Origin of the sequence: Flavobacterium adhaerens (assembly GCF_040045115.1) — a bacterium.
GTDB classification, from domain to species: Bacteria; Bacteroidota; Bacteroidia; order Flavobacteriales; family Flavobacteriaceae; genus Flavobacterium; species Flavobacterium adhaerens.
In genome coordinates this window covers 18,348-32,076 of record NZ_JBDLZX010000002.1, presented here as the reverse complement: position 1 = coordinate 32,076, position 13,729 = coordinate 18,348, and the positions used below count along the sequence as shown (strand labels likewise).

The 13,729-nt window shown below is 32.8% G+C and carries 12 protein-coding genes; 8 read left to right on the top strand and 4 right to left on the bottom strand.

Annotated features, from left to right (window positions below):
• The first annotated feature begins 206 nt into the window (after nt 1–206).
• The 4 genes from ABEB18_RS02830 to ABEB18_RS02815 all read left to right on the top strand — a co-directional run bounded on the left by ABEB18_RS02830 (nt 207) and on the right by ABEB18_RS02815 (nt 3,213).
• Nucleotides 207–1,112: a helix-turn-helix transcriptional regulator gene (locus ABEB18_RS02830; RefSeq protein ID WP_348797509.1), complete on the top strand. Its 906-nt coding sequence runs from the start codon at nt 207–209 to the stop codon at nt 1,110–1,112.
• Nucleotides 1,112–1,420 (top strand): exonuclease domain-containing protein, encoded by a 309-nt coding sequence (locus ABEB18_RS02825; RefSeq protein ID WP_348797508.1) that lies wholly within the window; start codon nt 1,112–1,114, stop codon nt 1,418–1,420. The genes ABEB18_RS02830 and ABEB18_RS02825 overlap by 1 nt, the downstream gene beginning before the upstream one ends.
• A gap of 180 nt (nt 1,421–1,600) precedes the next feature.
• On the top strand, nt 1,601–2,293 hold the full coding sequence (locus tag ABEB18_RS02820; protein ID WP_348797507.1) for a uracil-DNA glycosylase family protein: 693 nt from the start codon (nt 1,601–1,603) through the stop codon (nt 2,291–2,293).
• A 167-nt stretch (nt 2,294–2,460) separates the two neighbouring features.
• Nucleotides 2,461–3,213 (top strand): hypothetical protein, encoded by a 753-nt coding sequence (locus ABEB18_RS02815; protein WP_348797505.1) that lies wholly within the window; start codon nt 2,461–2,463, stop codon nt 3,211–3,213.
• A 405-nt stretch (nt 3,214–3,618) separates the two neighbouring features.
• Here the strand turns inward: ABEB18_RS02815 and ABEB18_RS02810 are convergent, their stop codons facing one another.
• The 3 genes from ABEB18_RS02810 to ABEB18_RS02800 are packed head-to-tail and all read right to left on the bottom strand — an operon-like array spanning nt 3,619 to nt 6,246.
• Nucleotides 3,619–5,214, bottom strand: a complete 1,596-nt coding sequence (locus ABEB18_RS02810; protein ID WP_348797504.1) for a S41 family peptidase — start codon at nt 5,212–5,214, stop codon at nt 3,619–3,621.
• A complete protein-coding gene (locus ABEB18_RS02805) occupies nt 5,204–5,647 on the bottom strand; it encodes a deoxycytidylate deaminase (protein WP_348797503.1) in 444 nt (147 codons plus the stop codon). Before ABEB18_RS02805 ends, ABEB18_RS02810 begins: the two co-directional genes overlap by 11 nt.
• 5 nt (nt 5,648–5,652) lie before the next feature.
• Nucleotides 5,653–6,246 (bottom strand): HupE/UreJ family protein, encoded by a 594-nt coding sequence (locus ABEB18_RS02800; RefSeq protein ID WP_348797957.1) that lies wholly within the window; start codon nt 6,244–6,246, stop codon nt 5,653–5,655.
• Nucleotides 6,247–6,425: 179 nt separating this feature from the next.
• Here ABEB18_RS02800 and ABEB18_RS02795 point away from each other — a divergent pair, with 179 nt between their 5' ends.
• Nucleotides 6,426–6,857, top strand: a complete 432-nt coding sequence (locus ABEB18_RS02795; RefSeq protein ID WP_348797502.1) for a TerB family tellurite resistance protein — start codon at nt 6,426–6,428, stop codon at nt 6,855–6,857.
• A 165-nt stretch (nt 6,858–7,022) separates the two neighbouring features.
• On the opposite strand, the gene fbp is transcribed toward ABEB18_RS02795, so the two are convergent.
• On the bottom strand, nt 7,023–8,042 hold the full coding sequence (gene fbp / locus ABEB18_RS02790; RefSeq protein WP_348797501.1) for a class 1 fructose-bisphosphatase: 1,020 nt from the start codon (nt 8,040–8,042) through the stop codon (nt 7,023–7,025).
• A 164-nt stretch (nt 8,043–8,206) separates the two neighbouring features.
• Between fbp and ABEB18_RS02785 the strand changes: the two genes are divergently transcribed.
• The 3 genes from ABEB18_RS02785 to ABEB18_RS02775 all read left to right on the top strand — a co-directional run bounded on the left by ABEB18_RS02785 (nt 8,207) and on the right by ABEB18_RS02775 (nt 13,690).
• Nucleotides 8,207–8,713 carry a GNAT family N-acetyltransferase gene (locus ABEB18_RS02785; RefSeq protein ID WP_348797500.1) on the top strand — a complete coding sequence of 169 codons (507 nt, stop codon included), beginning with the start codon at nt 8,207–8,209 and terminating at the stop codon, nt 8,711–8,713.
• 38 nt (nt 8,714–8,751) lie between these two features.
• Complete coding sequence (locus ABEB18_RS02780) at nt 8,752–10,008, top strand: aspartate kinase (protein ID WP_348797499.1); 1,257 nt, start codon at nt 8,752–8,754, stop codon at nt 10,006–10,008.
• A gap of 157 nt (nt 10,009–10,165) precedes the next feature.
• On the top strand, nt 10,166–13,690 hold the full coding sequence (locus tag ABEB18_RS02775; protein WP_348797498.1) for a DUF8818 domain-containing protein: 3,525 nt from the start codon (nt 10,166–10,168) through the stop codon (nt 13,688–13,690).
• Nucleotides 13,691–13,729: the final 39 nt, after the last annotated feature.

The following is a 13,729-nucleotide window of genomic DNA, read 5'->3' as shown; positions in this document are numbered from 1 at the left end:
TTTTAAACTTTAAACTTTAAACTTTAAACTTTAAACTTTAAACTTTAAACAAAAAAGCACAACTTAGCGAGTTTACTTCAAATCTTTAAGTTTCGACTCCTCCTGTAATGATTCTTTAAATAAAGATGATATTACGTTTAAAAAAAGCACCCCGCCACACATTGGCAGACAAATGATTTATCTTTGACAAAATAAACAAAAACAATATGTCAAAATTAATTTATTTCAAAAGGTATTTATACATCATTGATCGCTTAAGGAGTCGTCCCAGTAATTTTACTGAATTGCAGGAATATGTAATTCGGAAACTTGAAAACGAGGATATTGATACTAATTTTGAATATGCCATTCGCACTTTTGAACGGGATAAAAAAGACATTTTGACTCTTTTTGGGATTTCGATTGAATATAACCGAAAAGAAAAAACGTACAGCATAGACGAAGAAGAGATTGAAGACCAGTCGGTAACACGGATGATAGATGCTTTTTCTATTCACCACGCATTGCAAGAGGGGAATAAATTATTGCCAAGCGTTTTTTTAGAGAAACGAAAATCATTAGGAACGGAACACATCAACGGAGTTATCCACGCCATTCGAAATAGTTGTATCCTAAAATTTACCCACAAAAAACACTGGAAAGCCGACACAACGCAACGAGAAGTAAAGCCCATAGCCATCAAGGAATCACAGCAAAGATGGTACTTGATTGCTTTGGACAAAAAAGACGACACTATTAAAACATTTGGATTGGACAGAATCTCAAAGTTAATCATAACCGATACGAAATTCAAACCCATCCCCTACAACGTAGAAAAAGAATTCAAACACGCTTTTGGAGTAGAAACCTATGAGGCAGCGACGAAAATCGTCTTGGAGTTTTCATGGCAACAAGGCAACTATATTAAGAGTTTTCCATTGCACGAATCCCAACGCATTATAGAAGAGAATGAAGATGAAGATAGGGTTTTGGCCGAAATTTATATTCATCCTACCAATGATATCGTTATGGAACTTTTGAAGTATGGCTCCGATGTAAAAGTGATTTCACCTATTTCACTACAAAACAAGATAAAAAATAGTATTTTGGAAATGACAGCACTCTATCAATAATGGATTCATTCACCGCAATATATTTTGAAACCGCACAAGGGTATCGTTGGAGTATTTGTCAGGTTGGTTTGGTTCGGGTAGAGAACGGAATCATTACCAAAGAAATCAATTTATTGGTAAAACCTCCCGATAATTATTATTGGAGCCGTTTTACGGATATTCACGGCATTTCCGCCAAAGACACGATAAACACGCCTACATTCGACCAAATTTGGTTTCAAATTGCTCCTTACATCGAAAATCAAAATGTAATGACTCACAACGGTTTTGGTTTTGATTTTCCTGTTTTAGATAAAACATTGAGCTAATATAATTTACTAATTCCTGACTACAATAAGTTTTGTACGTATAGAATTTATAAGTCTAATTTGGCTAACTTGTGTGGAAAATACAGAATACAATTAAATCATCACGATGCGTTGAGTGATGCTCGGGCTTGTGCAGAGTTGTACTTGATATATAAACAATAAATTTAAAAAATGAAAATTATGAAACCAGTAAATTTTGATGAAGATTATGCTATTCTTATAGCCAAAATGAAGCAAAGAATTGAAGAGCCTGAAAATGAAAGATATTTGATTTCTGACGGGGTTATGCAACCCGATGAATATTTTAGTAAAGAAATACGTTTGGCATGGATACTTAAAGAGGCGTATGATGAAGAGGATGGAACTGGCGGAGGATGGTCATATTTTGATTTGTATGATAAGGAAGGTTTAGATTTAAGTAAGCACAAAACATTCAAGCCAATTATACAAACTTCCTACAGTATTCACAACAATTTCATTAAATATGAAAACCTAGATGAGATTGATTCTGAAATGACGCAAATCATCAAATGTGTTGCAATCATCAACACTCAAAAATTGCCTGCAAGAAATTATTCTACGACGCATGATAGCGACCTACAACAATCAATAAAAAAATATTCTGATTTATTAGAAGAACAATTAGATTTTATTAATCCAAATGTTATAATTTTTGGAAATACTTTCAAATACTATAAAGATTTATTAAAAATTGAAGACTCAGAAATTGTAAAAGGAAATGTTTGGCACGTATCAAAAGACGGTAAACTATATATATCTGCCTATCATCCGGTACAAACTCAAACTTCAAAAGAGGATTATGTGAATGACATTGTTTCGGTTGTTGAAAAATGGAAATTAAATGCATTATAAAACATTCTAAAATTAGAAAGCAAATAATTATTCAGCCCCGCACTCAACTGCGGGGCTTTTCATTTAAAATAATTTCAGTCCGACACAGTTTGACATAGCAGAGATTTACTTTTGATGAAAAATAAACTCGATTTCAGGAATCACAAAAAAGCCTTTGACTAATAATTATGGAAACAGGATATTACATTTCGAATAACAAGAAAATTATATTGTACTCAGATTTAGAAGAATTAAACCTTACTATTAACCCATTAAATAATATAACAACTATAAAATGTAATGTAAATTTAAAAAAAATGATTTTGCGACATCACATTAATTCTTTGCAACATGTAATTGATATTGAGCTTAATGAAAACTTGGAATATTTAATATTTAGTGGGGTGGGTATAAAATCATTAATTCTCAACGAAAAATTAAAAGAATTAGATTGTTCCCATAGTTCAATTCTTGATTTAAAACTCAATAAAAACCTAAAAAAACTCAATGTTCTCTACAGTGGAATAAGCAAACTGGAGTTAAATGAAAATTTAATTGAATTAGATTGTTGTTATAGTAGTATTTCTAATTTAAAACTCAATAAAAATTTAAAAAAACTCAATTGTAGCTATAGCAAATTAAGCAATTTGGAGTTAAACGAAAATTTAATTGAATTAGATTGTTCTCATAATGAGATTTCAAATTTAAAACTCAATAAAAACCTAAAAAAACTCAATTGTAGCTATAGCAAATTAAGCAATCTGGAGTTAAACGAAAATTTAATTGAATTAGATTGTTCTTGGAGTCAAATTTCTAATTTAAAACTCAATAAAAACCTAAAAAAGCTCAAATATCACAATAGTAAATTAAGTAACCTAGAGTTAAATGAAAAGTTAGAAGAACTAGATGTTTCATTTAATAATCTAAGAGAAATTAAATGAAAATTTAAAAAACTCAATATTTCATTTAATAAGCTAAAAATAATAACCTTAAATAACAAACTGGAAGAGTTAGATGTATTCTATAATAAATTGAAAAAAATAATCCTAACCTAAAAACTTAAAAAATTGCTTATCTCAAATAGAAAAAGTAAAACCATTCAAATTGATAATTCAGTTAACAATACAAAAGTAAAAATAGAATATTCTATTTTTAGCTATTCAAATAATCAAGTCTGAAAGTTATACCACTCTAGATTTTGATTAAAAGATACGCTATTACCCCAAAAAGTTCTGAAACAAAAATTGTTTTGCTACATTGTTTCTTGTCTCTGCCTAATTAGGCATTCCTTAAAAACTCAAAAAAAGTAAGTTTTTAAGGAATGACTATTACCAAATAGGCACAATTTATTTTACGTTTTTAATCTTCGACTCCTCCTTCAATACCTCTTTTATCATGGCATCATCCTTCAAAATCATTTCATAATAATTATTCTCATTGTACAATTGCCTAGCAAATTCGGCATTGACATATCTTTTGACCAAGGTTTTATAAGCATCTAAATTAAGATCCAAGCCATTTTGGAGTAGGTATTTCTGAAAATTTTTAAAATACAAGTCGGTTGTACCAATTTTAGTTTTGAACTGTTCAAAATTTAAGTTTGCAAAAACATTTCTATTCTCGTCTAATTCTTCAAAAACAAAATGCCCGACAATCCCAGATTGCAATAAATAAGAAATATTTTTAGTCCCATGTTCAGCCTCCAAAGGAACAAAAACATCTGGTACAATTCCGCCGCCGCCATAAACAATTCTACCTTTTTTGGTCTTGAATTTCAAAGAATCTACAACCTTTATGCTGTCTTTTTTAAACAATTCACCATGAATAAATCTAGATTCTGATTCTTTAAAGTAATCCTCAATACCCTTAGAATATGGCTTTTGAATGGATCTCCCAGTTGGTGTATAGTATCTAGCAACCGTTAAACGTACAACAGAACCGTCTTTAAAATCCATTTCGCGTTGCACTAGCCCTTTACCAAAAGAACGCCTTCCTACAATCGTCCCTCTATCATTATCCTGAATAGCTCCAGCCAAAATTTCGCTTGCCGATGCACTATTTTCGTCAATTAGCACAAACACCTTACCCGTTTCGAACTCCCCTTTTTCGGTTGCAAAAGTTTTTTCCGTAGGTGATTTGTTGCTTTTGGTAAAAACAATCAATTCTTTATTTTTCAAGAACTCATCAGCAATGGCTATAGCTTCTTCCATATACCCACCTCCATTATTTCGAACATCGACAACGAGAGTTGTTACACCTTGCTTTTTTAAGGAAGCCAAAGCCTTTGTAAACTCATCATAAGTGGTTCCAGCAAAACGATTGATTTTGATATAACCAGTAGTCGCATTTAGTTTCAACGCTACATCTACACTTTTTAGCGGAATCACATCACGCTTTATAGAAAATTTTAATTTTTTGTGTTCCGATTTTCTATAAATAGTCAAATCTACTTGCGAACCTATTTCCCCTTTTAATGCTGCAAACAAACTATCATTTGGTAATTTTCGTCCAAATAATTTTTTTTTATCGGCAAATAATATACGGTCACCGGCTAAAATTCCGGCTTTGGCGGAAGGGCCGTTTTTTACAGGGGTTATTACAGCAACAGAGTCTTTGAACATGTAGAAATTGATTCCAATACCCACAAAATCCCCTCGCATTGTCTCGGCTATTTCAGCCTGTTCATTGGCAGGAATATAAATAGAATGCGGATCTAATTTGGCCAAAATATTATCAACTGTGAGGCTAACTATAGAATCGGTATTTACTTCATCGACATATTCGTTATCGATAAAATCAATCAATTTATTAAGCTTCTCTTTGGTACTGCTTTTAGGAATAAACGAACCTGAAGATGAAGAACTAGAAAAAGAGCCGATAAAAATTCCGAGTGCAAAAATTCCTCCGATTACTATAGGCAAATATTTATTATCAAATTTCATTTTCTTCTTCTAAAACAGGAATATGCTCTACCTCGATTCCAGCTTTTAGCAAAAACTGAATCCCAGAATCATCACGATAACCATTATGATATACGACTCTTTTTATACCCGATTGATGAATTAGCTTACTGCATTCTTTACAAGGCGAAAGTGTAATATACAAAGTAGCTCCTTCGCAGGACTGAGTAGAACGGGCAACTTTTAGGATAGCATTGGCTTCGGCATGTAAAACATCCCAACGCGTTAATCCGTTCTCATCTTCGCAACAATTTTCAAAACCTGACGGTGTGCCATTGTATCCATCCGAAATAATCATTCTATCCTTGACAATAATAGCGCCTACTTGTTTTCGTTTACAATAAGACAATGCACTCCATTCAGTTGCAATTCTAAGGTACGCCCTATCGTATTTGTTCAATTTTTTTTCTTCCATAAATTTTATCTGTTCCAGATTTCACTTTCTATAATCATTGGCAAAACCACTCCTACTATAAATGCAGACATTACCAATGCCCAATCTCTTTTCGAAAAACGGAAAACAGTTTGCACAATATAAGACAATATCAAAACCACAATAACTACAGCAATTTGTGCCACTTCGATACCCAAAGCAAACTCTGACATTGGCAATAATTTAGAAACATTACTACCTCCTAATATCGATTTAAAATAATTAGAAAATCCTAATCCGTGAATGATTCCAAAGAATAGAGTTATTATAAAAACCAGATTCACACTTCCGTTTTTACTGGTTTTGCCAGCAGTAAACAAATTATAGAGAGCAGTTATTAATATTGTAATTGGGATTAAAAATTCGACCACATTGGCTTTAACAGAAACGATTCCGAAAACCGATAGAAACAAAGCTGTGGTGTGGCCTAAAGTAAAAATAGTAACCAAAAGTAAAAGTCTTTTCCAATCATTGAATGAAAAAGGAACCGATAATGCGATTAGAAATAAAACATGATCGTAGGCGTGAATATCCAACACATGCTTTAATCCTATTTGAAAGTAAATTAAAAATTCTGACATCATTAAAAAAAATTAAATTGATAAGGGGACGTAAACTTACGATTAATTTTGAAAATGAAATGTTTCATTAAACAATCATTAACCAAAAAAACGGCGCTTCATTTCTATTAAAAACGGTCAAAAAGCAGAAATAGTACTAAATTTTAATTAACTTTATATCAAACTTAAATAAATACATTATGCCATTTTCAGACTTATTTAATAGCGAAAATATCCAAAGAAACAGAGGACATTTTTCAGCCATTGTTCGTGTAGCCTATGCTGACGGTAACATTACCGAACAGGAACAAAAGTTTTTGGATAAATTAGCATTAGCACTTCAAATATCAGATGAAGAATATGAAGATATATTAAAAGATCCTTCAAAACACGAAATCAATGCTCCGTATTTATATGTTGAACGATTAGAAGCACTCTATAAACTTGCCAGATTAGTGCATCGCGACCATCAATTAGGCGATTTGCAAGAACACTTACTTGTTAAATTTGCATTAGCATTAGGATTTACGCCTGGTAACGTGCATTACATCGTTGATAAGGCTTTAAAATTAGTAGATAAAGAAGTCGATGAGGAAACATTCCTCTATGAAATGAAAAATATGTACAAATAAAAAAAAGAGGGTGTTCAAAAAGTCTTGTTTTTGTCATTCCGAATTTATTTAGGAATCTAAAAAATACTGACAATTAACCACTTACATAAGCTAAAGCAAGTTCAGCTTGACAAGATAATGCCTTTTTGGACTACCCCTTTTTCAAATAGACCTTTTTGTTAAAATTTAATATTTACTCAATTTAGCTTTAAGCATAAACTCTTCTGCTTTCTCGACCATTTTTATACTTCCGCAAAAGAAAGGAATGCGTTGATGTAGTTCGGTAGGTTCAATTTCTAGTATTCTATCAAAACCATCTGATGCTTTACCGCCAGCTTGTTCTACAATAAAAGCTATCGGATTGCATTCGTACAACAAACGCAATTTCCCTTTTGGCGCTTTAGAACTTGTTGGATAAATATAAATTCCGCCTTTGATCATATTCCTATGAATATCCGAGACCAAACTCCCGATATAACGTGATGTATAAGGGCGATCATCTTCTTCCAGCTGAACATATTTGATGTAATCTTTTACTCCTTGCGGAAAATGCACATAATTCCCTTCGTTAATCGAATAAATATTACCTGTTTCTGGGAATTTCATATTAGGATGTGACAAATAAAAAGTACCAATTGCAGGATTCAAAGTAAATCCATTTACACCATGACCTGTTGTATAAACCAACATAGTAGAGGTCCCGTAAATTACATAACCAGCGGCCACTTGATTGACTCCTAGCTGCAAAAAATCCTCAAGTTGTACTGGAGTTCCAATAGGAGTAATTCTTCTATAAACCGAAAAAATAGTACCCACTGAAACATTAACATCTATATTCGATGAACCATCCAAAGGATCCATCAACAGAACATATTTATTATTATGACTATTATCACTCCCTTGAACAGTGATAAAATCGTCATTCTCCTCGGAAGCAATTCCGCAAACAATTTCACGATTGATTAAGGTTTGAATAAAAATTTCATTAGCATATACATCCAATTTTTGTTGATCTTCACCTTGTACGTTTTGTTCACCAGCGGCACCGACAATATCCACAAGACCTGCTTTGTTTACTTTATGATTAACCACTTTGGCTGCTAGTCTAATAGAATTGATAATCCTAGACAATTCGCCAGATGAATACTGAAAAGCTTTTTGATTTTCAATAATAAATTCTCCTAATGTTGTGCTTCTTTCTTCCATAACGAAATCGATGTAGTTGGTTTGAAGTCACAAATATCGTTTTTTTTGTGATAATGAAAATAATAATAGTTGGATACTTCAGTACTATTGTATATTTGCCTCTTATTTCATAAAAAACAGCACGTAAACAGGCTGTTTTTTAATATAATTACAAAAAATAAATTATGATCATACGTAAAGGCCAAAAAAAGGATATGTCTGGTGTTTTGGAATTGATCCAAGAATTAGCCGTTTTCGAGAAAGAACCTGATGCAGTTTTAATAACCGTTGAAGATCTTGAAAGAGATGGTTTTGGAGAACACCCTTTATTTCATGTTTTTGTAGCCGAAAAAGAAAATCACTCGAGCGAAAGCGAACAGCCGAAGGAAATTGTTGGAATTGCTTTGTATTATTATCGTTATTCAACCTGGAAAGGAAAAACAATTCATCTTGAAGACTTAGTAGTCAAAGAAAGTGAGAGAGGCACAGGTCTTGGATATGCATTGTATTCTGAAGTAATTAAACAAGGGCAAAAAGACAACGTTCGTAGAATTGAATGGGCTGTACTAGACTGGAATACTCCAGCAGTACAATTTTATGAAAATTCTGGAGCCAAAGTTTTTGACGATTGGCGAGTAGTTCAAATGGATGAAGAAGCCATAAACAATTTTGTAGCAAATAAATTAAAATAAATAAAACTTAATTAGTGTAAATCTAAAATCTGAATTATATGAGGGTATTCAAATTTGGAGGAGCATCAGTAAAAGATGCAGCCGGAATTAGAAACGTATATGACGTTTTGCAACAAGTGGGTTATGAGGGTGTTTTGGTAGTTGTTTCGGCAATGGGTAAAACTACAAATGCGCTAGAAGATGTTATCAAAAATTATTTTGACAAATCACCAGAATTGAACTCATCGGTTCAAGAAGTAAAAAAATACCACAATCAAATCCTATTAGATTTATTCGAAGACGAAAATCACGAAGTTTTTGCAGCAACAAACACGCATTTTAATGATTTAGAATATTTTTTGTCGCATAATAAATCACCAAATTACAATTTCGTTTACGACCAAATTGTAAGCTACGGGGAAATCATTTCGACTACTATTTTGAGTTATTTTATGAATTTCAAAGGTATTCAGACCGAGTGGGTAGATGTTCGTAATTACATCAAAACCGATTCTACGTATCGCGATGCCGAAGTAGATTGGGAATTAACTCAAAAAAACATAGCTGGAAACTTTAAACGTAATATTCTAAATATTACTCAAGGATTCCTTGGTTCTGATGAAAATAATTTTACTACTACTTTAGGACGTGAAGGATCAGATTATACTGCTGCAATTTTGGCTTACTGTCTAAATGCTGAAAGTGTTACCATTTGGAAAGACGTTCCTGGAGTTATGAATGCTGACCCAAGATATTTTGAAAATGCAAGTTTGTTGAATCAAATTTCTTATAGAGAAGCAATCGAATTGGCATTTTACGGAGCTTCTGTGATCCACCCAAAAACATTGCAACCGTTACAGAAAAAGGAAATCCCTTTGTATGTAAAATCGTTTATCAATCCGTTGTTAAAAGGAACTTCTGTCTCTAAAGGACAAGATTTAGAGCCATACTTGCCTTGTTTTATCGTAAAAAGAGATCAATTGCTGATTTCTCTTTCATCTATAGATTTCTCTTTTATCATGGAAGAAAACATCAGTGAAATCTTTGGATTGTTTCACCAATTCAGACTAAAAGTAAACTTGATTCAGAATTCGGCTATTAGCTTTTCTGTATGTGTCGAGGATAAATTTGGTAACTTCAATGATTGCAACGCAATACTTTCTAAGAAATTCAAAGTCGATTTTACCGAAAATGTAACATTATACACCATCAGACACTTTAATGAGCAAGCTGCTCAAACAGTAGAAGACAACAAAACTGTTTTATTGAAGCAGATAAGTAAAGAAACAATGCAAATTGTAACCAAGGAAAACTAAAAACCAAACTATAAACCACAACCAACTTATTACCAGTAAAAAATGGAAGCCGAATTATCAGCTTCCATTTTTTTAGGAGCAAAACATTATGCAAATTTGGTTATATGGTTTCCCGCTCTTCGTTATATCTTTTCCTTTTTAAGAAAAAAGAAAAAGGATGCCACTACGATCGGGACTAAGAAGAAGCAATTCGATTTCTTGGTATCAAAATAATAAACACTATTTTTGGCACTTAGGAGTTATACAGTTTATGCTTAAAAAAATTGTGTTTTGGATGGTCATTTTTTGGTTTTCTGGGCTTCAGGCTCAGGAAATAAATTCGACCTACACTAGTAAAAAAATAGCTTTTACTAACGACACCATTCATTTGGAAAATGCGAGTATCAATTCCAATTATTTCAAAATATTTGATTCTAAAAACCAAGTAATCGATAGCACTTCTTACGAAGTAAATTTCCCGAAAGCCTATCTTGTATTCAAAAATCAAAACAATTCCCCAGTCGATTCCCTGACCGTACAATACCTAAAATTACCTGAATTCCTAACCAAGGAGTATAGCGTTTACGACACCAGCAAAATTCTGGATAACGAAACCTTAAACCAACGGTTGTACAAAGTTGAAAATTTATCCAATCCAAAAAGCACGCCATTCGACGGCATAGAAGCAATAGGAAGTCTCTCAAGAGGCGTTACCATTGGGAACAATCAGGATGCAGTAGTCAACTCTAAACTAGATTTTAAAATCACTGGAAAAATTTCCGAAAAAGTTAGCATTCGAGCCTCCATACAAGACACCAATATACCAGTTCAGGAAGGGAGTTATTCGCAACGGCTCAACCAATACGATAATATTTTCATGGAGCTTTTTACTGATAGCTGGAATATTCGAGGTGGTGATGTATTTATTGGTAATAACTACACTCGATTTTTGACATTTAACAAAAAAATACAGGGTTTATCAGCAACTGCAAACTTTGGGAATGAAGACAGTAAAACCAATGTTTTTGTCTCTGGCGGATTGGTAACAGGTAATTACACCTCCAGCAGTTTTAAAGGACAAGAAGGCAATCAAGGACCGTATAAGTTGGTTGGAAAAAATGGCGAACTCAATGTCTTGGTTATCATTGGCTCGGAGCGTGTTTACATCAATGGAATACTGCTCAAAAGAGGAGCCGAAAATGATTATATCATCGATTATAATTCGGGAGAAATCATTTTCAACGCACAATTTCCAATTACTTCCGAAATGCGGATTGTAGTCGAATACCAATTTTCGGAAAACAATTACAGTCGTTTTATCACCTACGATGGCGGAACTTACACGGATAAAAAATGGAGTGTTGGTGCGGCACTTTTTTCTGAAAACGATTTGAAAAACCAGCCCGTTCAACAAAACCTTTCACAAGAGCAAGCCATGATCTTGAAAGAAGCTGGCGATGACACTACCCAAATGACAGCACCATCGGCGGTAGTTGCAACTTATGATGAAAATGAAATACAATACAAAAAAACTACACTCGGCTCAACTGATATTTATGAATATTCGACAGACCCAAACGACGAGTTATACAATGTACAATTTACTTTGGTAGGAGCCAACAAAGGAAACTATATACTAACCAATCCAACTAGTGTCGATAAAATATACGAATACATCGCTCCTATCGATCAAATCCTACAAGGAAATTATGAACCCGTTATTCAATTGTACGCTCCATTAAAATCACAAGTAGCCACTTTTTTTGGAAAATACAATCCATCAGAAAAAACAAATGCTAGTTTTGAATTGGCCGTAAGCAACAACGATCAAAATTTATATTCCTCACTTGATGATGCTAACAATCAAGGATTAGCAGGAGAAATCAATGCCAAACAAAGACTGTTTTCAAAAAAATGGACTATAGATGCCTTTGCAAATTTTCAGGCGGTTCAAGAAAATTTTAAACCTGTAGAGCGCATCAATACTATTGAATTTTACAGAGATTGGAACATTAGTACGACCACATTTGGCAATCAAAGTTTATTAGGAACAGGATTAAACTTTAATTTGATTCCTGCCAAAGATTCACTAACAGTAGCGAACATGAATTATACTTTTGAAAAATTAAACCTTTCCGATAACTATTCTGGTATAAAAAATAATCTCAATGCCAATCTTCAATTTACCAACTGGAATATTAAAAGTGACGGTAGTTTTTTGAAAAGTGATGACCAAGAAAACGACTCAAAATTTTTAAGAAATTATACCCTCATCAATTACCATCATAAAAAAAATTGGGTTGGCGGATCTTTTCGCTACGAGGACAACCAAGAAAAAAACAAGATTACAAAATTACATTCATTACTAAGCCAACGTTTTTCAGAATACGGCATATTTGCAGGACATGGCGATAGTACCAAAGTTTATGTCCAGTTGGGTTATACCAGAAGATTGAACGACAGTATTCAAAACGGTTTATTGCAACGTGTAAACACTTCGAACAGTTATAATTTACAATCGAAATTATTCAAAACCGAAACACGTGACATCTCTATATTTGTCAACTATAGACAACTGAATTATACCGATCCCGCACTTAAAAACACTCCATCACTTAATTCAAAAATTACCTACAGTGATTTGTTTTTTGACAAATTAATTCAAAACAACACGCATTACGAAACCAATTCTGGAACAATGCCTTTTCAAGATTACACCTATGTCGAGGTTCCTGCTGGACAAGGAAAATACACTTGGAACGATTACAATGGCGATGGGATAAAAGACTTGGAAGAATTTGAAATTGCACCTTTCTCAGATTTAGCAACCTATACTCGAATATTTTTGCCTAATCAAACTTATATTAAAACCAACCAAAATAGATTTTCGCAATCCTTTATAATCAATCCAATTATTTGGCAAAACGAAACCTCATTCAAAAAAATGCTATCGTATTTTTACTTACAATCTTCGTTTATTATAGATAGAAAAGTAAAAAATACAGGTGACCAACTAGAACTAAATCCATTTCAATCATCGGATGATGCAATATTGGGACTTTTAAAAACCTTTAGCAATAGTTTGTTTTACAACCGAGGAAAGAAAAACCATTCTCTCACCTATACTTTTACAAAAAATGAATCGCAAAATCTATTATCAATTGGCACTTCCAAAAATTTCAACACTTTTCATCAGTTAGACTACCAACACTTATTGCAGAAAAGCTGGTTGTTTGAAATTGTAACCAAAACCGTTAAAACCGAAGCTGAATCTCAAACTTTTGCTGAAAAAAATTATAATATCGAAGGTTATTTCTGCGTTCCTAAGATTAGTTATTTATTTTCTAAAGAGGTGATTTTCGATTTTTTTTATGAATACAATAGAAAGGAAAATAAAATGGGAACTCTAGACGAATTGACACAAAATCGATTTGGTACCGCTTTTATTTATTCGGGAAGTTCTAAATTTAATATGAATACTGAAATCTCTTTCTTTAAAAATGATTTTATTGGAAATGAATATTCATCAGCTGGATACCAAATGCTCGAAGGATTACAAAAAGGGCAAAACGTTACTTGGAGAACTTTATTTCAAATTAATTTGAACAAGTTTTTGGACTTAAATTTCATTTACCAAGGCAGAAAAAGTGAAACCAGTAGCGCTATTCATACAGGAAGTGCCGAATTAAGAGCTTATTTTTAAAACATTTATAAAAAAACACTACATTTAAATTCAACTTAA

Bases quoted from the DNA above. Each gene is read 5' to 3' on its own strand.
- ABEB18_RS02805 (WP_348797503.1), bottom strand. From the start codon at position 5,647: ATGGAAGAAAAAAAATTGAACAAATACGATAGGGCGTACCTTAGAATT.
- ABEB18_RS02830 (WP_348797509.1), top strand. From the start codon at position 207: ATGTCAAAATTAATTTATTTCAAAAGGTATTTATACATCATTGATCGC.
- ABEB18_RS02820 (WP_348797507.1), top strand. From the start codon at position 1,601: ATGAAACCAGTAAATTTTGATGAAGATTATGCTATTCTTATAGCCAAA.
- ABEB18_RS02785 (WP_348797500.1), top strand. From the start codon at position 8,207: ATGATCATACGTAAAGGCCAAAAAAAGGATATGTCTGGTGTTTTGGAA.
- ABEB18_RS02780 (WP_348797499.1), top strand. From the start codon at position 8,752: ATGAGGGTATTCAAATTTGGAGGAGCATCAGTAAAAGATGCAGCCGGA.
- ABEB18_RS02815 (WP_348797505.1), top strand. From the start codon at position 2,461: ATGGAAACAGGATATTACATTTCGAATAACAAGAAAATTATATTGTAC.
- ABEB18_RS02825 (WP_348797508.1), top strand. From the start codon at position 1,112: ATGGATTCATTCACCGCAATATATTTTGAAACCGCACAAGGGTATCGT.
- ABEB18_RS02775 (WP_348797498.1), top strand. From the start codon at position 10,166: ATGCCACTACGATCGGGACTAAGAAGAAGCAATTCGATTTCTTGGTAT.
- ABEB18_RS02800 (WP_348797957.1), bottom strand. From the start codon at position 6,246: ATGTCAGAATTTTTAATTTACTTTCAAATAGGATTAAAGCATGTGTTG.
- ABEB18_RS02795 (WP_348797502.1), top strand. From the start codon at position 6,426: ATGCCATTTTCAGACTTATTTAATAGCGAAAATATCCAAAGAAACAGA.
- fbp (WP_348797501.1), bottom strand. From the start codon at position 8,042: ATGGAAGAAAGAAGCACAACATTAGGAGAATTTATTATTGAAAATCAA.
- ABEB18_RS02810 (WP_348797504.1), bottom strand. From the start codon at position 5,214: ATGAAATTTGATAATAAATATTTGCCTATAGTAATCGGAGGAATTTTT.